General features: G+C 44.4%; 23 protein-coding genes. 11 read left to right on the plus strand and 12 right to left on the minus strand.

Going from position 1 to position 21,175, the window contains the following annotated elements; genetic code table 11:
- Positions 1 to 176: 176 nt before the first annotated feature.
- Complete coding sequence (locus HWX64_RS12335; protein WP_175989864.1) at positions 177 to 902, minus strand: DUF421 domain-containing protein; 726 nt, start codon at positions 900 to 902, stop codon at positions 177 to 179.
- A 632-nt stretch (positions 903 to 1,534) separates the two neighbouring features.
- Between HWX64_RS12335 and HWX64_RS12340 the strand changes: the two genes are divergently transcribed.
- Both HWX64_RS12340 and HWX64_RS12345 read left to right on the plus strand, forming a co-directional pair.
- Positions 1,535 to 2,020, plus strand: coding sequence for a hypothetical protein (locus HWX64_RS12340; RefSeq protein WP_175989865.1), 486 nt, complete (start codon positions 1,535 to 1,537; stop codon positions 2,018 to 2,020).
- Positions 2,017 to 2,559 carry a hypothetical protein gene (locus HWX64_RS12345; RefSeq protein ID WP_254871139.1) on the plus strand — a complete coding sequence of 181 codons (543 nt, stop codon included), beginning with the start codon at positions 2,017 to 2,019 and terminating at the stop codon, positions 2,557 to 2,559. The genes HWX64_RS12340 and HWX64_RS12345 overlap by 4 nt, the downstream gene beginning before the upstream one ends.
- Positions 2,560 to 2,600: 41 nt before the next feature.
- Here the strand turns inward: HWX64_RS12345 and HWX64_RS12350 are convergent, their stop codons facing one another.
- On the minus strand, positions 2,601 to 3,596 hold the full coding sequence (locus HWX64_RS12350; RefSeq protein WP_175989866.1) for a tRNA-dihydrouridine synthase: 996 nt from the start codon (positions 3,594 to 3,596) through the stop codon (positions 2,601 to 2,603).
- A 330-nt stretch (positions 3,597 to 3,926) separates the two neighbouring features.
- Between HWX64_RS12350 and yiaA the strand changes: the two genes are divergently transcribed.
- Complete coding sequence (gene yiaA / locus HWX64_RS12355) at positions 3,927 to 4,397, plus strand: inner membrane protein YiaA (RefSeq protein WP_175989867.1); 471 nt, start codon at positions 3,927 to 3,929, stop codon at positions 4,395 to 4,397.
- Between the two features lie 297 nt (positions 4,398 to 4,694).
- On the opposite strand, the gene HWX64_RS12360 is transcribed toward yiaA, so the two are convergent.
- Both HWX64_RS12360 and HWX64_RS12365 read right to left on the minus strand, forming a co-directional pair.
- A complete protein-coding gene (locus HWX64_RS12360) occupies positions 4,695 to 5,006 on the minus strand; it encodes a nucleotide pyrophosphohydrolase (RefSeq protein ID WP_175989868.1) in 312 nt (103 codons plus the stop codon).
- 239 nt (positions 5,007 to 5,245) lie between these two features.
- Positions 5,246 to 5,674 carry an organic hydroperoxide resistance protein gene (locus HWX64_RS12365; RefSeq protein ID WP_175989869.1) on the minus strand — a complete coding sequence of 143 codons (429 nt, stop codon included), beginning with the start codon at positions 5,672 to 5,674 and terminating at the stop codon, positions 5,246 to 5,248.
- Between the two features lie 168 nt (positions 5,675 to 5,842).
- Here HWX64_RS12365 and HWX64_RS12370 point away from each other — a divergent pair, with 168 nt between their 5' ends.
- Positions 5,843 to 6,277 (plus strand): MarR family winged helix-turn-helix transcriptional regulator, encoded by a 435-nt coding sequence (locus HWX64_RS12370; RefSeq protein ID WP_175989870.1) that lies wholly within the window; start codon positions 5,843 to 5,845, stop codon positions 6,275 to 6,277.
- Positions 6,278 to 6,466: 189 nt separating this feature from the next.
- Here the strand turns inward: HWX64_RS12370 and HWX64_RS12375 are convergent, their stop codons facing one another.
- The 6 genes from HWX64_RS12375 to HWX64_RS12400 all read right to left on the minus strand — a co-directional run bounded on the left by HWX64_RS12375 (position 6,467) and on the right by HWX64_RS12400 (position 10,885).
- Positions 6,467 to 6,991: a hypothetical protein gene (locus HWX64_RS12375; protein ID WP_175989871.1), complete on the minus strand. Its 525-nt coding sequence runs from the start codon at positions 6,989 to 6,991 to the stop codon at positions 6,467 to 6,469.
- 140 nt (positions 6,992 to 7,131) lie between these two features.
- Complete coding sequence (locus tag HWX64_RS12380; protein WP_175989872.1) at positions 7,132 to 7,659, minus strand: hypothetical protein; 528 nt, start codon at positions 7,657 to 7,659, stop codon at positions 7,132 to 7,134.
- Positions 7,660 to 7,949: 290 nt separating this feature from the next.
- Positions 7,950 to 8,279: a hypothetical protein gene (locus HWX64_RS12385; protein WP_175989873.1), complete on the minus strand. Its 330-nt coding sequence runs from the start codon at positions 8,277 to 8,279 to the stop codon at positions 7,950 to 7,952.
- A gap of 54 nt (positions 8,280 to 8,333) precedes the next feature.
- Entirely contained in the window at positions 8,334 to 8,726 is a 393-nt protein-coding gene (locus tag HWX64_RS12390; protein ID WP_175989874.1) for a hypothetical protein, read from the minus strand.
- 216 nt (positions 8,727 to 8,942) lie between these two features.
- A complete protein-coding gene (locus tag HWX64_RS12395) occupies positions 8,943 to 10,370 on the minus strand; it encodes a PH domain-containing protein (RefSeq protein WP_175989875.1) in 1,428 nt (475 codons plus the stop codon).
- Positions 10,367 to 10,885 carry a PH domain-containing protein gene (locus HWX64_RS12400; protein ID WP_175989876.1) on the minus strand — a complete coding sequence of 173 codons (519 nt, stop codon included), beginning with the start codon at positions 10,883 to 10,885 and terminating at the stop codon, positions 10,367 to 10,369. Before HWX64_RS12400 ends, HWX64_RS12395 begins: the two co-directional genes overlap by 4 nt.
- Positions 10,886 to 11,084: 199 nt before the next feature.
- Between HWX64_RS12400 and HWX64_RS12405 the strand changes: the two genes are divergently transcribed.
- The 5 genes from HWX64_RS12405 (at position 11,085) to HWX64_RS12425 (ending at position 14,290) form a co-directional block, all read left to right on the plus strand.
- A complete protein-coding gene (locus HWX64_RS12405) occupies positions 11,085 to 11,414 on the plus strand; it encodes a PadR family transcriptional regulator (protein WP_175989877.1) in 330 nt (109 codons plus the stop codon).
- 3 nt (positions 11,415 to 11,417) lie between these two features.
- Positions 11,418 to 12,188 carry a DUF1129 family protein gene (locus HWX64_RS12410; RefSeq protein ID WP_175989878.1) on the plus strand — a complete coding sequence of 257 codons (771 nt, stop codon included), beginning with the start codon at positions 11,418 to 11,420 and terminating at the stop codon, positions 12,186 to 12,188.
- Positions 12,189 to 12,347: 159 nt separating this feature from the next.
- Entirely contained in the window at positions 12,348 to 12,932 is a 585-nt protein-coding gene (locus tag HWX64_RS12415) for a bifunctional transcriptional activator/DNA repair enzyme AdaA (protein ID WP_175989879.1), read from the plus strand.
- The gene (locus HWX64_RS12420) at positions 12,919 to 13,833 is read left to right on the plus strand and encodes a DNA-3-methyladenine glycosylase (RefSeq protein ID WP_175989880.1); all 915 of its coding nucleotides are present in this window, start codon (positions 12,919 to 12,921) and stop codon (positions 13,831 to 13,833) included. Before HWX64_RS12415 ends, HWX64_RS12420 begins: the two co-directional genes overlap by 14 nt.
- The gene (locus HWX64_RS12425) at positions 13,817 to 14,290 is read left to right on the plus strand and encodes a methylated-DNA--[protein]-cysteine S-methyltransferase (protein WP_175989881.1); all 474 of its coding nucleotides are present in this window, start codon (positions 13,817 to 13,819) and stop codon (positions 14,288 to 14,290) included. The genes HWX64_RS12420 and HWX64_RS12425 overlap by 17 nt, the downstream gene beginning before the upstream one ends.
- 394 nt (positions 14,291 to 14,684) lie before the next feature.
- On the opposite strand, the gene HWX64_RS12430 is transcribed toward HWX64_RS12425, so the two are convergent.
- Entirely contained in the window at positions 14,685 to 16,031 is a 1,347-nt protein-coding gene (locus tag HWX64_RS12430; RefSeq protein WP_175989882.1) for a PepSY domain-containing protein, read from the minus strand.
- A gap of 521 nt (positions 16,032 to 16,552) precedes the next feature.
- Here HWX64_RS12430 and HWX64_RS12435 point away from each other — a divergent pair.
- Entirely contained in the window at positions 16,553 to 17,533 is a 981-nt protein-coding gene (locus tag HWX64_RS12435; RefSeq protein WP_175989883.1) for a glycerophosphodiester phosphodiesterase family protein, read from the plus strand.
- Between the two features lie 81 nt (positions 17,534 to 17,614).
- On the opposite strand, the gene HWX64_RS12440 is transcribed toward HWX64_RS12435, so the two are convergent.
- A complete protein-coding gene (locus HWX64_RS12440; protein ID WP_254871140.1) occupies positions 17,615 to 19,150 on the minus strand; it encodes a vanadium-dependent haloperoxidase in 1,536 nt (511 codons plus the stop codon).
- Positions 19,151 to 19,659: 509 nt separating this feature from the next.
- Here HWX64_RS12440 and HWX64_RS12445 point away from each other — a divergent pair.
- Positions 19,660 to 21,162 carry a malate:quinone oxidoreductase gene (locus HWX64_RS12445; protein WP_254871141.1) on the plus strand — a complete coding sequence of 501 codons (1,503 nt, stop codon included), beginning with the start codon at positions 19,660 to 19,662 and terminating at the stop codon, positions 21,160 to 21,162.
- Positions 21,163 to 21,175 lie beyond the last annotated feature (13 nt).

Below are 21,175 nucleotides of genomic sequence, written 5' to 3' on the forward strand. Positions count from 1 at the left end.
AGTAATATATGTTGATAGAAGAGTTGGAGTGTGGACGAATTTCCAAAAGTAATTATTTCTAATTAATAGGAATAGCCATACCACAAGGTTGAAACCTTTTTAGGGTATGGCATCTTTTATCTATTTATGAACGTTGCAATCAGTTTGTTTTGAATTGTATTCCCATAACGATCAAGTTAGTGTCTTATTGGTGGAATAGTTATATTTTTTTCATCTTTTAAAGAAACATGCAACTCGAGATTTCGATTGACTGAAGCAAAAAACACATTGTTTATATCGATATTTCCTTTATGAGATAATTGTTGTTCTATCCAAGCTTCATTTAGATTAAAATCCCTTAGGACATTGGTGTAAATGGTGCCTTCTACGATAACAGGAAAGGAAATTGAAGATGTTGTTTTTGTCATGTTCATATCTTCTAACGTCACTGAATTTTTTTGTGGCTTTTTTAACACGCTTAAAGCCCCGTTAGGTTCGATAATGGCTGTTTCAACTTCACTAATATCAAAAATACCTTTTTCCCTAAGCATTTGAAGTATATTATCAATCGAATAACGAATTTTTTTTAGGTTTTTATCAAGGAATTTTCCATTCTGAATGACCACAGTTGGTTCAAATGTAAGGTATCTCCCTATTTTTCGATTGGAAATTTTCCATTTTGCGACCACCTTCTGGAGAATTCCAATCCCAATGATCGCTACTGCAGTCGGAAGATGTTTAATATTAGGGTCTGCGATATCCGCTCCAACCACAGCGCCTAATGTTAAGATAACCAAAAAATCAAATATAGGCAGTTCCCCAATTGCACGCTTTCCCATAAATAGGGTGATAATTAATAGTAAGGGTAAAATGGTAATGATTCTCCCAAGGATCAAGAGTAAATCTTTCAAATGCTCCAACATTTCCCACTCCTTTCTTACCTTTTTTTGCATGAGTTTGGAGAAATAGTCAAAATAACCCTATAACTAGCTTAATAGAATGTGTAATAATTCCACCATTTACTCCCCAAAAAGTTTCTTAAAGAATAGTACACTATCATCTTTTCCAATATTTAACCCAAAAATACATATACAAAAAAATATAGACAGATTCATATAAATATATAGAGGCTGGGACAAAAGTGTTTTAGCATATAAAACCCGAACTAAATTGCTAGCTGGCAAATTAGTTCGGGTTTTTAGTTTAAATGTATATTTATGGGCACTCATTCCAGCGGTTGATTGGAGTGCAAGACGAAGACTCCTGCGGGAAGAGTAGCTAATGTGAGGCCCCACAGGGAGGTACGACCGAGGAGGCTCACGGGCTACCCGCGGAAAGCGAAGTCTTGCACGGAAATCATTAGCGGTATTAAGAGACTACTCTAAATGTTCGTCTTAAGGCAGTCGTTTTATAGTTTTGTCCCAGCCTCTTTATTTAGGTGATAGTCGGCGAAACATATCTTCAGGAAATGAGATTTGATTATTTCTTTTGATACCGTGTATTTACGCCCTTTTATGTAAAAGATAATTGCATATAAATAAAGATGGTGACTACTATGAAAACGGTATGGGTTTTTCTGATTTTAGCAATCGTATCCTTTATTTCCTTGTACATCTTGATGAAAAAAATGAACGTCATTAACGTCTTGGGTTCTTATTTTTTATCCAATATCCTGCTTACAAATACCGGTGTGATTATTAATTTAAATTTAAAATTAACAAAGCAAGATCCATCAAATGAGTTGATTTTTTGGGCACAAAAAATTCCTGAGTTGTCACTCAAGCCGGCACTGCTTTTGTGGATCATTTATATTTTGTTCTCTAGTAGAACTATTTTAAAAAAACTTATTCATCTATTCGTCTTTTTAACAGCACTTGTTTCAATTGAAGTCTATTTCGTACACATTAACTTTTTGGAATGGGTAAATTGGAATGTGTTTTATTCTTATGTACGATACATTCTGATCATTTTATTAATGGCTGTTTACGCATTTTATCTGGAAAAAAGTATGTTTAGAAACAAAGAGGTGAATACGATATGATTTTCCCTCTCCCTAAGGAATTTGATGAAAATGAACTGTTTATTATGATTTCCACCATCATTACCTGGGCGCTTATGTTTATGCTTCCAAGACGCCTGTCGGCTGTTACGATCACGATTATTTGGACGTTTAATGTCTTTCTTGCGCTGCTGGCCGATATTACACTTACGGTGAAACCATATGAGCTTTACTTTACGATCGATCATAAAACCCATGAGTTATTCGATGTGGTACTGCACTTTATCACGTACCCGACTCTTCCTTATTTTGTAGTGAACTCTTATCAACATTACAAACCTAAAGGGCTGAAATTTTTATTTTTTGTTGTTTTTTGGGGAGGGGCAGCGATAGCACTAGAATGGACATCCGTGCTATTTCATGTTTTCACCTATACCGGCTGGAAGGTGTATCTATCCTTTCTTGTTTATCTGATTGTGTTTGCCGTTACCATTTGGCTAGCGAACTTTGTTGAAAAGAACTATCCTTCCAGGTGGAATTCGAAGGTTCTGAATATGAAAAAAGGGTCAGCCCCCCAGTAAGTTAACGCTCACTGGGGGCTGACCCTTTTTTTATATAAAAATTACTTAGAAACAGAAAAGCCTTCATCTTCCTTCACTGCACTTGCATACTCATCAAGCAAAGCGCGTACTTCATCTGTGGTTTCTGTCTCCATCAGACGATTTCTGAGCTCGCTTGCGCCGCGGAATCCGCGGACGTAGATCTTGAAGAAGCGGCGGAGCGGTTTGAACGGACGGGGCTCAAGTTCATCATTGTACTGATCATGAAGATCCAGCTGCAAACGAAGAAGGTCGAGCAGCTCCTCACTCGTATGCTCCTTCTTCTCTTTTTCGAAGGCGAACGGATTTTGGAAGATTCCTCTTCCGATCATGACGCCGTCGATCCCGTATTTCTCGGCAAGTTCGAGTCCCTTCTGGCGGTCAGGGATGTCTCCGTTGATCGTCAGTAAGGTGTCTGGGGCAATCTCGTCACGGAGTTTCTTGATCTCCGGAATCAGCTCCCAATGAGCATCGACTTCACTCATTTCTTTTCTTGTACGAAGGTGGATGGACAGATTGACGATGTCCTGTTCCAACAGGTGTTTCAGCCAGTCATGCCATTCCTCGACTTTCGTATAACCCAGGCGGGTCTTCACGCTGACGGGAAGACCTCCCGCTTTGGCTGCCTGGATAAGTTCGGCAGCGACTTCCGGACGGCGGATCAAGCCGGAGCCTTTCCCGTTCGCTGCGACGTTGTGTACAGGGCAGCCCATATTGATATCGATTCCCTTGAAGCCCATTTCCGCCATTCCGATACTCATTTCGCGGAAGTATTCGGGCTTGTCCCCCCAGATATGGGCGACGATCGGCTGCTCATCTTCCGTGAACGTCAGACGCCCGCGCACGCTGTCTTTTCCTTTCGGGTGACAGTAGCTTTCCGTATTCGTAAATTCTGTAAAAAACACGTCAGGTCTCGCCGCTTCACTCACGACGTGGCGGAACACGACATCGGTCACGGCTTCCATCGGTGCCAACACAAAAAACGGCCGAGGCAACTCATGCCAAAAATTATTTTTCATAATATATTAAACCCTTTCCTTAAGGGAAACATGTTCCCAAAATTAAAAAGTAAGATGACTTAGTTTATCCATTCCCAGTCAGGACGGATTTCAACCAGTATATACTTTAATGGTATTGCACGAAAAGTGCAAGGGGACCGGTTCATAAAATAGAGGAAAAAATGGTTCATTCCGCCAATATGGAAGCTCTGGGCTTGCTGGAGGTCAAGCCCTAATTTCTTGAATATTTTTCAAATATAATAAACAAAATTTGTAAAAAATTGCTATAATGATTCTTAGGAGCGGCAGGGTAACTCCTGTCTATTGATTGACAGTAAAGGGGAGCGGTCAATGGCTGAATTGAATGAAAACCCGTTAATGAAGAATGATGATAAGAAACCGAAGGTCAAGGTGGAAAGAAAAGAAGGGGAACCAACTTCCGCTTTTAAAGGGGCGAGCTGGGCAGCGTTGGTGATAGGTGTTTCCGCTTATCTGATCGGCCTGTTCAATGCGGGGATGGAACTGAATGAGAAGGGGTATTACTTCGCTGTACTCATCTTCGGATTGTATGCAGCGGTATCGCTTCAAAAAGCGGTCAGGGACAAGGAAGAGGATATCCCTGTTTCCGGCATCTATTACGGACTCAGCTGGTTTGCCGTGATCGTCGCCATTTCATTGATGGCGATCGGACTTTATAATGCCGGCAGTATCATCCTGAGTGAAAAAGGGTTTTATGGGATGGCATTCGTTCTTAGTCTGTTTGCTGCTATTACCATTCAGAAAAATATTCGGGATACGCAGGTGGCTAGGGATAGAGATTGATAAGGGGGGCAGTGCTGTTGACAGTACTGCCTTTTGTCGATCTGGAAGAATTCCTTTTTCCCTTTCTTGACTTAGAAGTAAGACTAAACTAATCTTCCTTGTCCCGTGTTGATGAAGAGTTTGTGAAAGACAACAGGGATAGAGTGCAAACTGTAAGTATAATAGCACTTGTATTAATGTCAGAGCTTTTAATCAAACTGTATATAAAAGAAATGCCACCATATATTGCTGCAAAAACCGTAGCTATTTTTACCAAATTCCTTTTCTTAATAACATAAAACAATCTATCCAACTCCCTTAACTTTCGGTCGAAACAGGATACTTCCGCGCATTCTTCACCATTTTCTCTTCGATAATCTCTTTCACATCCAAATCAAGTTTAGAGCAAAGCATTAACGAGTAGATCAGGACATCCGCGATTTCTTCACGGATGTTTTCTTTGTTCTTTTCTAGAGCTTCTTCGCTGCTGATCCACTGGAAGTCTTCTAGCAGTTCGGCGGCTTCAATGGAAATGGAGATAGCGAGGTCTTTTGGGGTTTGGGAGGGTCCCCAGTTACGTTCTTCTATGAATTGGTTGAGTTTTTTTGTTAGATCTTGGATTTCGCTCATTTTGCTTCTCCTTTCAGATAAAAGAAAATTGTTTAGTAGAGTGATAGGTATATTTTAACATTATTTAATCGGAAGAAGTGGGAATGCTCAGAATGATTGTTGTACACAAACATCTATCTTCTTTGATAAACTCACACCCACACTAATCCCCATCACAATGAATACCAAACTTTTAAGAAAGCATTAATAAAGCTCAGAGGTCATGCACCTCTGAGCCGCTGATCAAAATTTTTTCAATTTTATGATAAAGAAGTTGTGCGATAGTCTACCTCGATGTTCCCGCTTGTAGCTTTAGAATAAGGGCAGACACCGTGTGCTTTTTCAACAAGCTGTTCCGCTTCAGTAAGATCAACACCGCCTACTGCAACGGACAGGATGACACCAAGCTTGAAGCCGCCGTCGGCAGGATCTTTTCCGATCGACACTTCAGCCGTCACTTTGGATTCGATCTTTTGCTTTGCTTGTCTTGCGACCAGATTCAACGCACTGTCAAAGCATGCGGCATAGCCGGCTGCGAAAAGCTGTTCAGGATTTGTCGCTCCTTCTGCACCGGTGCCTCCAAGTGATTTTGGCATGGCCAATCCAAGGTCCAATACCCCATCGCTGCTCTTTACTTTACCTGCTCGGCCGCCTTCAGCCGTCGCTTTTGCTGTATAGATTGCATCCATTTTTGAACACTCCTTAAAAGTTCTTTTTTAATTGTGCACAATTTAATAGTAGTGTGCGTTATATTAATTGTCAACAATTAAGTTGTGTACAATTTAATTTGATAATTATTATTGGATTTTGTATGATTATTTCAACAATCAGTATGTACAGGGAAGGATACAACAGATATGGATGATGTACTTTTATTGGAGAATCAGATTTGTTTTAAGATCTACACAGCGGAAAGGGAAATTACAAGATTATACCGGGGCCTCCTTGAAGAGATCGGGGTAACCTATCCCCAGTATCTTGCCCTGCTTGTCCTTTGGGAGAAGGAGAGCATCACGGTAAAAGAATTAGGGAAAAAGTTATTCTTGGATTCCGGGACACTTACCCCTATGCTGAAAAGAATGGAGGGCAATGGCCTATTGATCCGGGAGCGTTCGAAAGAAGATGAACGCAGTGTAATCATCAGCCTGACGGAAAACGGAGCCCGTTTGAAAGAAAAAGCCAGCTGTATCCCGACCCGATTATTGGAGAGTCTGGACATGGAGGGCAATGAGCTTGAGCAGTTTAATGATACGTTGACCTCGATATTAAGGAAATTGAAGGATAGGGAATAGCGGCTTGCAGGCCGCTGTTTTTTTATTTTATAGAAATGATAAGGATGTTGGGGGAACGTCATGGGGGTAGGTTTTTATTTTTACTTATTTTTTCAAAATGACGGAATTATCGCTGGAATCGAAAGATTAATTGTCCAAAGTGAAAGATTATTGGTCCAAACTCAAAGATTAACGGCCCAATCTCAAAGATTATAAGCTGAAACTGGCTGGATAAGAGGGGTGTGTAGGACATCCCTCGGGATAAGACTGAGGTAAAAGGTAGGTGTTGAATTTTTCAAATGTTTTTGCTACAGCTTTTGAGTTCAGCACCTGAGGATGGATAGGATAACAAGCGTTTCCAGTTAACGTGTTATGAACACGTCCGCCGAATTCCTCTGGACGGAGGCGACGGTGCACAAGCCACTTTTGATACCAGGCTCCTTCTAAGCCGGAACGCGCTGCTCTTGTGACGAAATCCAATATATGAGGAATTCCGAAGGTGGAAAATCCGATTTGAGTGTCAGAGTTGAGATAAGGATTATTCTTATCCAATGCGGCAGGGCCATAACTAAGCATGATCAAACATGCGTCTAAGCCACTTTCGATGGATAAATCATTATGAACAAACTCTGCCATATCCCGTGCATTTCGGATATAACGCGGGGTAGGGTCATAGTCAGGACCCGGAGGTATGGCACCATTCTGTACAGCCAGCCACTCATCGTAGTCTGTCAAATAGTCTATACCTGGTTTCGTGGTACGGTACTGCTGCACAATCTTTGTGGAAATATAAGGGGTGTCTTTCAACAGAAATTGGGAGATATATGGCCCTGTCAACGGTCCTGGGAGATTGTCCCTGAATAAAGTCTCCGTTGTTACTTTCCATCGACTTTTGGTCCATTAAAATCAAGCAGGCTGGACAGCTCATTTGCTGCTGCAATCGTCAAATGATTGCTATCATAATCGTTGAAGGAAACATCCCTTGTAAGTGCCTGCCAGTAAAGCTCAACCATTTCAGCGGCTACTTCTGCACTACTGAATGATGGAGGGGGAGATGTCACCAATTGATGACTATCAGGACCAACCATTTCAAACGAATAAGCAGCTTGTGGATTAACCAACTTCCTCTCCCCGGCCAATGGGAGGTTTTCAAATTTATCTGAGTCCCCAGACTTCAATATTTCAATATACTTTTTATAAGCATTGAGGTCTACTTCACCCAGCTCATTATGTGGTAACCCCTTAGAAAAGTTAGCAATCTTATTACGGTACCTTTCTTCATCACCATTAGTAGAGTGATTGGAGAACGGTTTACTTGTATAATATAAAGCTGCCCTGAAACGTAATAGGAAAGCCTGCAACCTTCGTTTCCATTGTGATAACGTCTCTTTTAAAAAGCTCAATGATTTTTACTCCTTCCTATATAAATTTTTAATAGTATATGTGAGGAAATCAGTTTTTGATTGGACTAATAGTTTAATCATAGTGCGGAGATTGTGTCATTCTATCAATTTTGATTACATTGATTAATTTTTGGTCCTGAATTTGAAATAGGGTCTGATCCCCAGCATATAATGCTTTAGTACACTGGGGATCAGACCCTATTTTTTAAAAACGATTCCAACGTATCAGAAGCGCCTTATTCTTGTTTAATTACCATACAGTTAGTTAAAGAACAATACAAGTATAAGTGTTAAGATTGACTTGCATCCTGTTCTAAGTTGCCTTCGCCTGACTCGGTACCTTGATTGAATCGATCATTTGGCTGAGAAGCGGCATTACCTCTGGTGGTAGCTTGAGCGGAGTTAGGATCAGCAACTTGTGCTGTACCGTCACCACCAACTGAAGCTGATTCAGGGTTCGTACCTGCAGCAGCAGAACCGTCTTTACCTACAAATGCAACATTAGCGTTTTCGCCTGCTGCAACGCCAACCTTTCCGATTGCAACCTCACGAGCAGTGTCATTTACAATATTAATCCCTTCGCAACAATACTCTTCTTGATGCTTTTTATCTCCCATCATGTTCACCTCCTTTACAGGATGATTCATTTAATGGTTTGGATGAATGATAGTATCTTATTGGCTTGCATTCTGCTCCAAATTACCTTTGCCTGACTCGGTACCTTGATTGAATCGATCGTTTGGTTGGGAAGCTGCATTACCTCTGGTGGTAGCTTGAGCGGAATTTGGATCCGCAACTTGTGCCGAACCGTCTCCCCCAACCAAAGCTGACTCAGGGTTCGTACCTGCAGCAGCAGAACCGTCTTTCCCAACGATTCCAATGTTCGTATTCTCCCCGGCACCAACACCTTTTTCGCCAATCGCCACTTCGCGTTGGGTGTCGTTTATGACATTAATTTGCGGATTGACTTCAATATTAATCACCATATTTCTAAGTGCATTCTCAACTTCGGATTTAATGATATTTTTTAATTCATCCTTTTTCAGATATTTTTTCCTGTCACCCATATCTCTCCCTCCTTCCTACTATTAGTAGTATTCATAGTCTAGTAAAAGAGGAAGGGCTTTTGATTGATATTATTCACACATTTTAAGTAGATGGGATCATTTAGTTCCTGCATTCCATCTATTTATTCTCTTTTTCTTTTCTTCTATCTCTAGTAAAAGCAGGTCAAAGTCACCTGGGGGTGAGCGCCCATTTTATAAAATAATAAAAAACCCGCCTCACCCCGAGACGGATTTCCGATGGTACCATTCATAAAATGTTCCCGCTTCTTCTTTCGACACTCCATACAACAAGCTCTCATGGGAAGGGTCCGCCCGGTTCGAGAACATGATGGTGGCGACCCCGAATTTCCGCTGCAGCCATGAGTGTTTGACGGTCACCTGCTGGATCCGATGAAGATGGGTGACGAACGTTTCGTTCATCCATCCTCCATGACGGATCTGGACGGTGTGTCCGTGGCGGGTGTAGCTTGTGAACATGTAGTCCAGGGCCCGCAGGAGGATGGAGAGTGCGAATACGATCGCTGCAATCCATAGCCAATCTTTTTTGTAAAACCATAATCCGATCAGGGCGGCAAGCGTCAGATAATACGGCTGAATCAGTTTCAGCCAAAGGACCTTGACGGGGAAGCGCTCCATCCCTTCTTTGATGTAATAGTGCGGCAGGATGGTGTGAAGCATGTTGTAGGCTTCGTGCTTCGGCATGAACGGATACAGGGAACTGATTTCCTCCTCCCCTTCTGAGGTGCCGGCACTGATCAGCTTGATCGACACCAGGCTGAATAACCTTTTTACAAGGGTCTGTTCTACTTTGACAGCCTGTACTTTCTTCTTGGCGATTGAGAAACTCATTTCATTTCCTATGCCTTTTTCAATATAAATCCGTTCTTCATCATCACGGATGACATAATTTCCGTATTTGATTGACGTCTTGATGAACCCGATGCCTATCGACAGCATCATCGCCACTATAAAGAGCACGACCAGGACCCATACATGATCCAGCAGGTAGGCCAAGGCACTTTCCGCCGATTCTTCAATGGCAAAGAAATCGGCCAGGTTGAAATAGATGGCACTCAGCAATGGGAAGATGGCGAGGAAACTGAGTGACGTGAAGGATGCTTTCAAAAGGTCTTTCCGCGTTGCCCGGAAGTGGACGATGGGTTCCGGCTTTGTCTCTTCTGCCGGCTCATCCGGAACTTGCTCTTGTTCCAGATGCCAGAGGATGCGGTCCTTTTCAGCCTGCGTAATGACCGGAAAACCAAATTCGGCATTTTCCCCGCTCGTCCCCGTTTCCAGTGTCAGGGAAGTCAGACCGAACCAGCGGTGAATGAAGGTCGTGCTGGTCCGATGGCTGTGGATCCGGTCCCAGGCGACCGTCCTTTGCTTCTTAACGAACATCCCTTCTTTGACGATAATGGTTTTGGGTCCGAGTTCATAGAGGCTGAACGCCCATTTGGAAAGGATGAACAGGATGGAACCAAAGGTGGCCGCCAGCAGGGCGTAACGCCCCCATACGACCCATCCTGCGGTAGAATTTGCCTTTAAAAGAAATAAGAGAAGATAAAAGCCTGCCAGGCCTTTCAGCGATGCGAACACTTCAACTGCAATATATGCCGGATGATAACGCTTGGCGGAAGGGTTCATGCCCCGATCTCTCCTTCTTCTGAGTCTTTGTCGGTGATTTTCGCAAAGGTCGCGATCTGTGCTTTCAATGTTTTTGCAACATCCTCAGGTATGGCAGGGATCTTGTGGCTTGAAGCCGTCGTGCCGACTTCAAGGTCGTAAAGCCCGTAACGGCGTAAGAGAGGTCCCTGCTCCGTGCGGACGTATTCCACTTTTTCCATCGGTATCAGGATATGCTGCTGTTCCCATCTCCCGAATTTCAGCTGGACGAATTCCTTGTCCACCTGGTAGCGCCATGTCTTTTGCAGATAAACGGGTTCGATGAATATCGAAAAGGCGGCAGAGACTATGAACAATCCGCCAAGGACGTAAAGTGTGATCCCGATCCAGTTGTACCAGTCAAATTTATCTGAACAAAGGAGCAGAATGCCGATGATGATGAGGACAATCGTATGCCCGATGCTATTGGAGATCCGCCACACTTTTGCTGCGTTTTTTGATATGGTTTCCGTTGGTTCATCTATGTGTATGTACATGTTCTTCACCTCAGCTTTACTTACGCTGGAAACGGTGTAAAGGTTTCAATTAATCAGGTAATTTTGTAAAAATTTATCAATTATATCTTGCAATACAAGATAGTGGTGAATATAATAAACTTATATCTTGCAATACAAGATAGCGGTGAATATAATAAACTTATATCTTGTATTGCAAGGTACTGGAAGGAGATATTCAATGGCAGGTACAACTCAGATGTTAAAGGGGATATTGGACGGATGCCTTCTATCCATCATAAAAGACGGGGAAATCTATGGGTACGAGCTGGCAGCGCGGCTTGAGTCTTATGGTTTCACCTCGTTCAGTGAAGGGACCATTTATCCTTTATTGCTGCGGATGCAGAAGGAAGGCTTGGTCAGTGCCACGTTAAGAAAGTCGACGGCCGGGCCCAAAAGGAAGTATTATTCCCTGACCGAAAAAGGTGAAGGGGAGCTGGAGTCATTTATCAAGAGGTGGGGACAGTTGAGTGCCACAGTCAACAATGTGTTGAATAAAAGGGAGATGTGAGAAATGCTTTCCAAAGAGTCGGAACAGTTTTTAATCGAACTTCGCATGCATTTGATTTCGAAAGGGAAAAACGACAACGAAATCAATGAAATCACGGAAGAATTGGAAGACCATCTGCTCCAGGCTGAGGCAGAGGGAAAAGATGTCACGCACATCGTCGGGGAAAGCCCGAAGGAATATATGAAAAGCATAGGCGAATCGATGAAGACGGATTATCGGCAGCTGGTGGGGCTGGTGCCGATGTTCATCCTGTTATTGGCTGCTTATTTCAGTCTTGGGCCAGCCATTGAAGGCAACTTCTCGCTGTCGGGAGGCACGATCATTATTGCATCCGTTGGCTCTATCGCCGGAGGTTTGATCTATGCTGTCCTGCTATTCAAAGTGCTGCCTGGATACATCCAGTCTAAATGGGGCTACTTACTGATATTTGCGACCACGCTTCTCGTCACCGGATTGGGCGTTGCCGTCTTGTTTTGGTACAATGCGCAGGAGTTTCAGCCGGTGTTCACAGCGTCGCCCCTGCAAAACAATTTGATCCTCGCTGCGTGCATCGTGATTTTCATTGCTGCAGCCATCTATACGAAAACATGGTTTACCATCATCATCCCGCTGTTTCTTTCGCTCGGACCGATTGCGAGCCGTTTTATTCCTGAGGATGCCAACGAAGACCCAACCCTGATCCTCTATACGATCATTTTGTTGGCGGTCATTTCATCAATTGTTGTATTTGTTCTAGTTATAAGGAGGAAAAAGCAAAAACAGTCGACTCTGTAACTTTCTGAGCCCAGGTATCAAACCGGTGCTATTTTTGTACAGAAAATGAGTTGTGATGTTCATCATCCGACCATAAGAGCAAGAATCAGGAGGAAAGGTGAGGGGCGTCCTTGATAATATAGTAAACAAACAGTATGTGAAGACAGAAAGGGGGGTGTGATGATGACTGAGGTCAACCTGACGTTCGAAGAGATGTGGGAAAAGATCATGGCTTGCGACCGGAAGTATGACGGATTGTTTTTTACGGCTGTGAAGACGACAAAAATTTATTGTCGGCCCTCTTGCCGGTCAAGGAAACCGAAAAAAGTGAATGTGGATTTTTATTTTGACATCCATGAGGTTGAGAAAGCCGGATTTCGTGCCTGTAAAAGATGTCAGCCTGAAGTGGAGCATTCCCCTAATATCGAGGTGGTAAGGAACGTCATCGGCTATCTCGTCAATCATACGAACAAACCCCTGGTGTTGAAGGATATTGCGGATCATGCTGGTCTGAGCCCCTACTATCTTGAGCGCATGTTTAAACAGGAAACAGGGGAGACGCCGCGTACGTACCTGGAAAAAATCCGCGTCGATAAAGCGGCTCATCTGCTGGTGACGACAGGCCTGACGAATCTTGAAATCGGCTATGAGGCCGGATTTCAAAGCTCCTCCAATTTCTATAAAGTGTTTAAGCAGCTGAAAGCATGTTCACCTAGCGAATATCGAAAGCGTATGTCGGAGGTTTCAAAAAATGAAGTGGACTGACGGACAATCTTGGATCAAGATTTATCCTCCAAAGGAATTTAGCTTTGATGAGTGCCTGCTGTTTTTAGGAAGGTCGAATTTGGAAATTCTTCATGAGATTGAAGAAGGTTGTTTATTGAAATTGGTCCGAGTGGATGAAGAATTGATTTTGTGTAAGATTGACTATATCCATGAGTTCTTGAACGTTGAATTTCTGAACGGCACCCCATCTGAAGACGCCAGGGAAAAAGTGGCGGAGTATATATGGGAGTGGTTTGAATTGGATGTGGATCTGGCGGGGTTTTATGAATGGGCGGCCGGTGATGCCATTTTATCGGGACTCACCCAGAGCTATTACGGACTGCGGATGATCTGCCTTCCCGACCTGTTCGAAGCATTGATATGGGCGATCCTCGGGCAGCAGATCAACTTATCTTTTGCCTACACATTAAAAAAACGGCTTGTTGAGCAATATGGTGAAAGTGTGACGGTCAACGGCAAGCGGTTTTGGCTATTTCCTTCTTTTCACAAGATAGCTTATTTGGATGTGGAGAATCTGCGGAAGCTGCAAATCACAGGCAGGAAGGCTGAATACATCCTTGGGATCGCGGTGGCGATGGAGACGGGTGAATTGACGAAAGAATCTTTGATGAAACTGGATGAGCGGCAAGTGAGAAACACGCTCTTGCAGTATAAAGGCATTGGAGCCTGGACAGCGGACTATGTCATGATGAAATGTCTGCATGTCAAATCGTCATTTCCAATCGCAGATGTCGGCCTTCAAAATGCGTTGAAGGTTTTATTGGGATATGACCGTAAACCGACGCTTGAGGAAATGGAGCAATTATCGGCAAAATGGGAAGGGTGGCGGGGATATGCCGCCTTCTATCTTTGGAGGTCTTTATATGACGAAACTATATAACAAACTGTACCGGTCACCGATCGGATTGATTGACATACAGGGAACGGATGAAAGGATCACATCCATTCTGTTCATCGAAGAACAGGAGGCAGATGATTGCGGGGATGAATGTCCCCTGGTGCTTGAAGAGTGCGAAAAGCAGCTCGATGAATACTTCAAAGGCAAGCGGCGTACGTTCACCTTCCCCTATCAGCTTGATGGAACCCTTTTTCAAAAAAAGGTGTGGGAAGCATTGACGGGAGTATCGTATGCGAAAACGTCCACCTATAAAGACATCGCCGTCACGATCGGGAATGAGAAGGCGGTCAGGGGAGTGGGCAGCGCCAATGGAAGAAACCGTCTGAGCATCGTCGTCCCCTGTCACCGGATCATCGGATCGAATGGAAAGCTGACCGGCTATGCGGGCGGTTTGTGGAGGAAGGAATGGCTTTTACGGCATGAGCGGGGTTTGATCTAAAGTGAAATAGGTTTATACCCGTGTGTGTATTGGAAGTAGGATGTATAATGAAATTTGTCTAAAAATCAGTAGTTCGCCCTTATATTTGAGATATCGCCCTTAAAATGAAAATTTCGCACATATATCGAGAATTTCGCCCATAAATCCTGCCCCCGGACCCTCCGAAACCTCGTAGGGATTTCCGAGCTGGAGAGACAACATACCAGCGGGAATCAAGCTTTCTTCCGCCACCAACTCAATAAATCCCGCTGAAACGTAAATTCCCCTTATATCATCACTCTCCGTTGTAACATGATGAATCAACAAAAAACGCATGGTGCTTTCTAAAGTGAAAGACCATGCGTTTTGGCATTGTAGACCGTTTATTTTGATGTGAAACGTTCCTTTTTAAGGATCAAGCCTCTTTCGTCGTCTTCGTGAAGTAGATGATCGTCTCAATGATAAAAATCGCGAGAACGGATAATCCGAAAAGCGGCATAAGGATACCGAGTATCATGATTGTTGCGATTGCACCTATCGACCATGGCTTGTTGATCCTCTTCGGACCCTTCGCTCCACCAGGTTTCACCCGCTTCATCCATGACATGAAGCCCATCGCGATCGCTGCAAGGAATGCGATGCAGACGAGCAGGTTCAGGATCTTGTTGGCCATCCCGAATAGATGCCCTTCATGAAGAGGGATTCCCCACGTGAACCACTTGCCGATGATGCCGTAGTCCTCAAAGTCGATTTGAGCGATCATGTCTCCGGAATACTGATCAAAGTAAGCGGTTGTTTCTTCGTCCGGATTGACATCGAGTCCGGTGACGCCCGTATTGCTTCCTTTGGACACGGTGAAGACACCGGTTTCATCAGAAGGATAGACAATGGAGAACGGTCTTGAAATATTGTTCTCTCCGGATTCCGTGATGATTTCTTCGATGGTTTTCTGGCCGGCTATCGTGTCATCAGTACTGCTGTCGGAGTGATGTCCCGCGTGCCCCTTATGTTCCGAAGCGGGCTGGTCCATGCTTCTTGTCGCCCAAGGGATTTCATCCACATCCGACTGAGGGGGATTGTACCGAAGCTCCGTCCTGCCCCAATCAGGATGGTCGGCTGCGAATTGCCCAATTTTACTTCCCGTAAAAACTGACCATGGAATCCCGGTCACCACAATGATGATCAGAGGTACGGCAAGTGCCAGTCCAAGTATTGCATGTAGTTTCTGGAACCTGAGAGGGTTTTTCCTGGAACGGTTCTGGAGCAGTTTCTTCTTGAATGTCATATAGGTCCCCGACACGATCAGGAAGATGGCCCAGCAAGCCGTCAGTTCGACCAGGTAACGGACAAAGGTATGCTCGGTCAATAAGGAACTATGGAATGTCCTCATAAAGTTGGAATAGGTATTTTTCGAATTTTGGCTGGCGACGATCTGATTGTTTTCGTCTAAAAATACATATTGAGACTCTCCTTGATCATTGCTGATCGTCACCCTGTTGTTATAGGGTTCTTCCATCATGCTGATTTTACTGACGGAGTAGCCGTTGTATGTTTCTTTTATTTCTTCGATCGCTTCATCTATGTTTTGCATCTCCTTGTTATCACTTTGCCCGAAAAATTCATGTTCATAAATCATATTTTCGACTTCTGGATAAAAGAGAAATCCAATCCCTGAAAGGGTCAGTGTCAACAATAATGGTGTGATGAACCAGGCTGCATAAAAATGAAGCCTTCTGAATGGATTGAATGTGTTCCTGTTCATATGAATCTCCTTCTCTTGCTCTTTTTAATAGGTTGATTGGACTGAATCGTCTTCATTATTCAGTTTATATAGAAAATGTGTTGAAAGAATGAAATAAAAATAGATATTTTTTAACAGCAGGTACCCGCTTCCCGCATTATTTTATATATAGAAGGTAAAGAGGTCTGGAGGTGAGAGTGATGATATGATTTTATGGAAAAAAATAGACGGGAATCTATGTAAGGTGAAACTAGTTTGCTGCGGTACGAAAAACGTACTGTATTTCTTTTTGTGAATCAGACATGAATCAGGTTTGCAGCAAGTTTGATTCAGAATCGAAAACAGAAAGAAGAATGTAAAGAAAGAAAAGAATGAAAAGAATGAAAAGAAATATCTCACCACCCTAACATACACTTTGGCAGATAGTAGGGCGTGCAAGGCTTGACGATGCTGACGGGGAGAAGTCGAAAGCCATAGCGGGATTCCTGGAAAAGCGATACAATTTACTAGAATTCAATTTTTTTGAAAACCTTGGAGGAACGATGAAAAAGTTTAAGAGAATCATGAAACGGACTTTGCTGGGTGTTGGTATTCTGGCAGCGTTCATGTACATAAACAACACATCTTTATTTACAAAAACCGAAGATAAAAACCCTTTACTGCTTGCACACAGGGGGATGTCGCAGACGTTCCCGATGGACGGCATCAAGAGTGATACTTGCACGGCTGAAAGAATCCATGAGCCTGAACATCCATACCTTGAAAACACAATCTCCTCGATGGAAGCTGCCTTTGAAGCCGGGGCGGACGTTGTCGAGTTCGATGTCCAGCCGACGAAGGACGGAAAGTTTGCGATTTTCCACGATTGGACACTGGAGTGCCGGACGGACGGCGAAGGGGTGACGAGGGAACATACGATGGAAGAGCTTAAACAGTTGGATATCGGCTATGGATATACGGCTGATGACGGGAAGACCTACCCTTTTCGCGGGAAGGGAGTCGGAATGATGCCGTCACTTGATGAGGTGATGGAGCATTTCACGGAGGGCTCTTTCCTGATCCATATCAAGAGTGACGACCCCGAGGAAGGGAAGCAGCTTGCCCGCTATCTTGAAGGTCTGCCTGAGGATCGTCTGGACCGGCTCACCGTGTACGGCGGGGACCGGCCGATTGCGTCGTTGAAAGAAAAGCTGCCGGACCTTCGCGTGATGTCGATTGCCACGATGAAAAGCTGTATGCTGCCATATATCGCTGCAGGATGGACTGGATACGTCCCTTCCGCCTGTGAAAATACACAGATCCATTTACCCGAGAAGTATGCCAAATGGATGTGGGGATGGCCAGACAAGCTCATCAAGCGGCTGGAAGATGCAGGCACGCGCGTAATCCTGGTGGCGGGTGACGGAGGCTGGTCGGAAGGGTTTGACACCCCTGGGGATCTTGAGCGGCTGCCTGCCGGTTATTCAGGCGTTGTTTGGACCAACCGGATTGATATAACGGCCCCTATTTTACACGAAAAATAGAAAAATGGGTCAGCCCTCAATTACGAAGCACTGTGCTTTTTTACCGAAAAGTCCGCCTTGCTTCCAGCCCTTTTAAAAAATTTAAATCGTAATCGAAGTACCATCAAATTTTGTCAAAGTGAATCCCTTGAACGCCTCATTGTAGGTGGACTTGTAATCCCTCAGGATCCCGATGGCTGCCTGCTCTCCAAGTTTTAAACCGTTGATGCCGCTGGCCCGAAAGTGGACTCCTGCTGCGTCCCGTCCATTGGCGATATTATAGGCGAGTTTGTTCAATTCACCGCCGACAGTGAGGGGCGGCCCTTCATAGTCTATTAATTGGAGGCCGTCGCTTGTCGCGATGACAGGGTCGGGAATCACGAATGATTCGTCGAACAGTGCCTTCAGCATGGTCACCATCGCCCCGACAAATGCTGCATGGCCGGCGGGATAGGCAGGATGTAAAGGAGAGCCTTCCGGGTAAGACTGCGGCAACAGGTAGGAACCATAGATTTCATAGGTTTTTGCCAGTGCTACTGAGTTCAGTACGTCCGGGTGTATTGGATATTCAGCCTTTCCGGTCAATTTGTTGTGGATGCGCCCGCCGAATTCTTCCGGGCGGAGACGTCTGTGGACAAGCCATTTTTGGAACCAGGCAGCTTCTAGTCCGGGACGGGCTGATCTTGTAACAAAATCGAGGATATGCGGAACCCCAAAGGTAGAGAATCCGATCTGGGTGTCAGAATCGAGGTAGGGGTTATTCTTATCCCATGCGGCAGTCCCGTATTGGAAGATGATCAAACTAGCGGCTAGTCCGCTTTCGACGGATCGATCATTGTACACAAATTCGGCTAAATCCCGCGCATTTCGTATATATCTTGGAGTGGGATCATAATCGGGACCGGGTGGGATAGAACCGTTCTGAACCGCAAGCCAGTCATCGTAATCTGTTAAAAAGTCTTCTCCGGCCTTGGTTGTCCGGTAGCGTTGGATGGTCCTGGTTGATACATAAGGAATGTCCTTCAAAAGAAATTGTGAAACATACGGGCCCGTCAATGCTCCCGGGAGATCGTCCCGGTATAATGTCCCGGGGGTGACTTTCCCAACAATTTTAGGTCCACGGAAATCTGTTAAATTCGACAGTTCATCTGCAGCTGCCAGCGTCAGAGGGTTCGTGTCATAGTCGTTGAAAGGAACATCGCGGGTAAGAGCCTGCCAGTACAGCTCGACCATTTCAGCAGCCATCTCTGCACTGCTGAAGCTCGGAGCGGGCGGTAAAACCAATTGGTGACTGTCCGGTCCGGTCATTTCAAATGCATATGCGGCTTGAGGATTAACCATCTTCCTTTCACCAGCAAGCGGGAGTCTTTCAAAGTCTTCCGGATCGCCCGACTCCAATATCCCGATATACGTGTTATACGCCTCGACATCTACCTCGCCGAGTTCATTATGAGGGAGCCCTTTTGAAAAGCCGGCTATTTTCTTCTTATATCGTATCTCATCTTTGTTAGTGGGGTGGTTCCGAACAGGCAGAAGCTTATAGAATAAAGCTGCCTTCCAGCGAAGGGTGAAGGCCTTTTTCACGCGGCATTTCAGCGCTCTGACATAATCTATTACACTTGTTTTTTTGTATTTCAACTGTTCATCCTCCTTTCTTTTAGAGCTTGTATTATCTTATGTTGAAAAATACTGAACGGAATGGACAGATAAATTAGTCATCTGTAATAAGCATAAAAAAATCGGATGAAAATCAGTTTTTTAAAATAACATGTGTCGAGTCCGGGGGTACATATAATCACTTAATAAAATGGTATGGCCCCTATCTGAAATCACGGCAAAAAAAATAAATGAACGGTTTATTCCAAGCGAAAAAAGCCTTAGCCCTTGGAACAAGCTGGGTGAAGGCCTCTTTTTCTATATTTTCTTAAGACATGGGAGAGCAGTTTGCACTTTTTTATTATCTTTAAATAGTTTATAATTATCAGATAAAAGAAGTTATTTTTATCCATCAATCATTATAATAGACTATGATATATTTAGTTTGAGACAGAGAAGATGTGTTCCTGGAGTGACGCCTTGCATTTTTGACACCTAAGCAGGAGCGCCTGCTCTTTTTTATGAAAATATTAAAGGTAAGGAAGGTTATCATGAGCAGCATACAGAAGAAAACAGACGTTATCTTAATTGGTGCCGGAGTCATGAGTGCGACTTTGGGGTCATTACTGAAAGAGTTAGCACCGCAATGGGAAATCACAGTGTTTGAAAAGCTCAGTGAGCCGGGGGAGGAAAGCTCGAATGAGTGGAATAATGCAGGTACGGGACATGCTGCATTATGCGAGCTGAACTATACATCCGAAAAACCCGACGGCTCCATCGATATCACAAAAGCGATAAAGGTAAATGAACAGTTTCAGGTTTCGAGACAGTTCTGGTCTCATCTTGTCAACAGCAATCTAATCCGCAGCCCACAGGAATTCATCATGCCGCTTCCTCATATGAGTATGGTCCAAGGGGCTGAAAATGTGGAATTTTTGAAAAAACGATTGGAAGCGCTGTCAGTGAATCCGTTGTTTGAGGGCATGGAATTTTCAGACGATCCTGAAAAACTGAAAGAGTGGATCCCGCTGATCATGAATGGGCGAACGTCGAATGAACCGATCGCGGCCACCAAGATCGATTCCGGTACGGATGTCAACTTCGGTGCGTTGACACGCATGTTATTCGACCACTTGAAGACTCAGAATGTCGAGGTCAACTACGGGCACAGTGTCCAGGACCTTAAACAAATGAGCGACGGTTCATGGGAAGTGAAGGTGCAGGACCTTGCCAATGGAAGAATCGAAACCCACACGGCGAAGTTCATCTTTATCGGTGGGGGAGGCGGAAGTCTTCACCTGCTTCAAAAGACGGGCATACCGGAATCCAAGCGTATCGGCGGATTCCCGGTGAGTGGACTCTTCATGGTGTGCAACAATCCTGAAGTCGTGGCGCAGCATCATGCAAAAGTATACGGCAAGGCGAAAGTCGGTGCTCCGCCAATGTCTGTGCCGCATCTTGACACACGCTTCATCGATCATAAAAAATCACTGTTATTCGGACCGTTTGCAGGCTTTTCTCCTAAGTTCCTGAAGACCGGTTCAAACCTGGACCTGATTACTTCCGTCAAACCGAACAACGTCCTGACAATGCTTGCGGCAGGCGCGAAGAATATGGGATTGACAAAGTATCTGATCCAGCAGGTGCTTCTATCAAAAGAAAAGAGAATGGAAGAACTGCGTGAATTCATTCCTAACGCCAAAAGCGAGGATTGGGATATCGTTGTAGCCGGCCAGCGTGTGCAAGTGATCAAAGATACCGAAGCAGGCGGGAAAGGAACGCTTCAATTCGGTACGGAGGTGGTAAGTGCTTCCGACGGTTCGGTCGCTGCACTTCTTGGCGCATCCCCGGGTGCTTCCACTGCCGTTCACGTCATGCTAGAAGTACTGGATAAATGTTTCCCTCAGCATATGAAAGAGTGGGAACCAAAAATCAAGGAAATGATTCCTTCTTACGGCCTGTCGTTATCTGAGAATCCAGAGCTGTTCAGGGAAATCCACGCATCGACAGCCCATGCACTGGGACTGAATGGAAGAGAGCTTGCTCATAGTTGATGTTTGAAATGTA

The organism is Bacillus sp. Marseille-Q1617 (genome assembly GCF_903645295.1).
GTDB lineage: Bacteria > Bacillota > Bacilli > Bacillales > Bacillaceae_B > Rossellomorea.

Coding starts and splice junctions, on each gene's coding strand:
- HWX64_RS12420 (WP_175989880.1), top strand. CDS start 12,919: ATGAAGTGGACTGACGGACAATCTTGGATCAAGATTTATCCTCCAAAG.
- HWX64_RS12360 (WP_175989868.1), bottom strand. CDS start 5,006: ATGAGCGAAATCCAAGATCTAACAAAAAAACTCAACCAATTCATAGAA.
- HWX64_RS12425 (WP_175989881.1), top strand. CDS start 13,817: ATGACGAAACTATATAACAAACTGTACCGGTCACCGATCGGATTGATT.
- yiaA (WP_175989867.1), top strand. CDS start 3,927: ATGGCTGAATTGAATGAAAACCCGTTAATGAAGAATGATGATAAGAAA.
- HWX64_RS12365 (WP_175989869.1), bottom strand. CDS start 5,674: ATGGATGCAATCTATACAGCAAAAGCGACGGCTGAAGGCGGCCGAGCA.
- HWX64_RS12390 (WP_175989874.1), bottom strand. CDS start 8,726: ATGGGTGACAGGAAAAAATATCTGAAAAAGGATGAATTAAAAAATATC.
- HWX64_RS12400 (WP_175989876.1), bottom strand. CDS start 10,885: ATGTACATACACATAGATGAACCAACGGAAACCATATCAAAAAACGCA.
- HWX64_RS12415 (WP_175989879.1), top strand. CDS start 12,348: ATGATGACTGAGGTCAACCTGACGTTCGAAGAGATGTGGGAAAAGATC.
- HWX64_RS12370 (WP_175989870.1), top strand. CDS start 5,843: ATGGATGATGTACTTTTATTGGAGAATCAGATTTGTTTTAAGATCTAC.
- HWX64_RS12350 (WP_175989866.1), bottom strand. CDS start 3,596: ATGAAAAATAATTTTTGGCATGAGTTGCCTCGGCCGTTTTTTGTGTTG.
- HWX64_RS12385 (WP_175989873.1), bottom strand. CDS start 8,279: ATGATGGGAGATAAAAAGCATCAAGAAGAGTATTGTTGCGAAGGGATT.
- HWX64_RS12410 (WP_175989878.1), top strand. CDS start 11,418: ATGCTTTCCAAAGAGTCGGAACAGTTTTTAATCGAACTTCGCATGCAT.
- HWX64_RS12435 (WP_175989883.1), top strand. CDS start 16,553: ATGAAAAAGTTTAAGAGAATCATGAAACGGACTTTGCTGGGTGTTGGT.
- HWX64_RS12340 (WP_175989865.1), top strand. CDS start 1,535: ATGAAAACGGTATGGGTTTTTCTGATTTTAGCAATCGTATCCTTTATT.
- HWX64_RS12445 (WP_254871141.1), top strand. CDS start 19,660: ATGAGCAGCATACAGAAGAAAACAGACGTTATCTTAATTGGTGCCGGA.
- HWX64_RS12395 (WP_175989875.1), bottom strand. CDS start 10,370: ATGAACCCTTCCGCCAAGCGTTATCATCCGGCATATATTGCAGTTGAA.
- HWX64_RS12430 (WP_175989882.1), bottom strand. CDS start 16,031: ATGAACAGGAACACATTCAATCCATTCAGAAGGCTTCATTTTTATGCA.
- HWX64_RS12335 (WP_175989864.1), bottom strand. CDS start 902: ATGTTGGAGCATTTGAAAGATTTACTCTTGATCCTTGGGAGAATCATT.
- HWX64_RS12405 (WP_175989877.1), top strand. CDS start 11,085: ATGGCAGGTACAACTCAGATGTTAAAGGGGATATTGGACGGATGCCTT.
- HWX64_RS12345 (WP_254871139.1), top strand. CDS start 2,017: ATGATTTTCCCTCTCCCTAAGGAATTTGATGAAAATGAACTGTTTATT.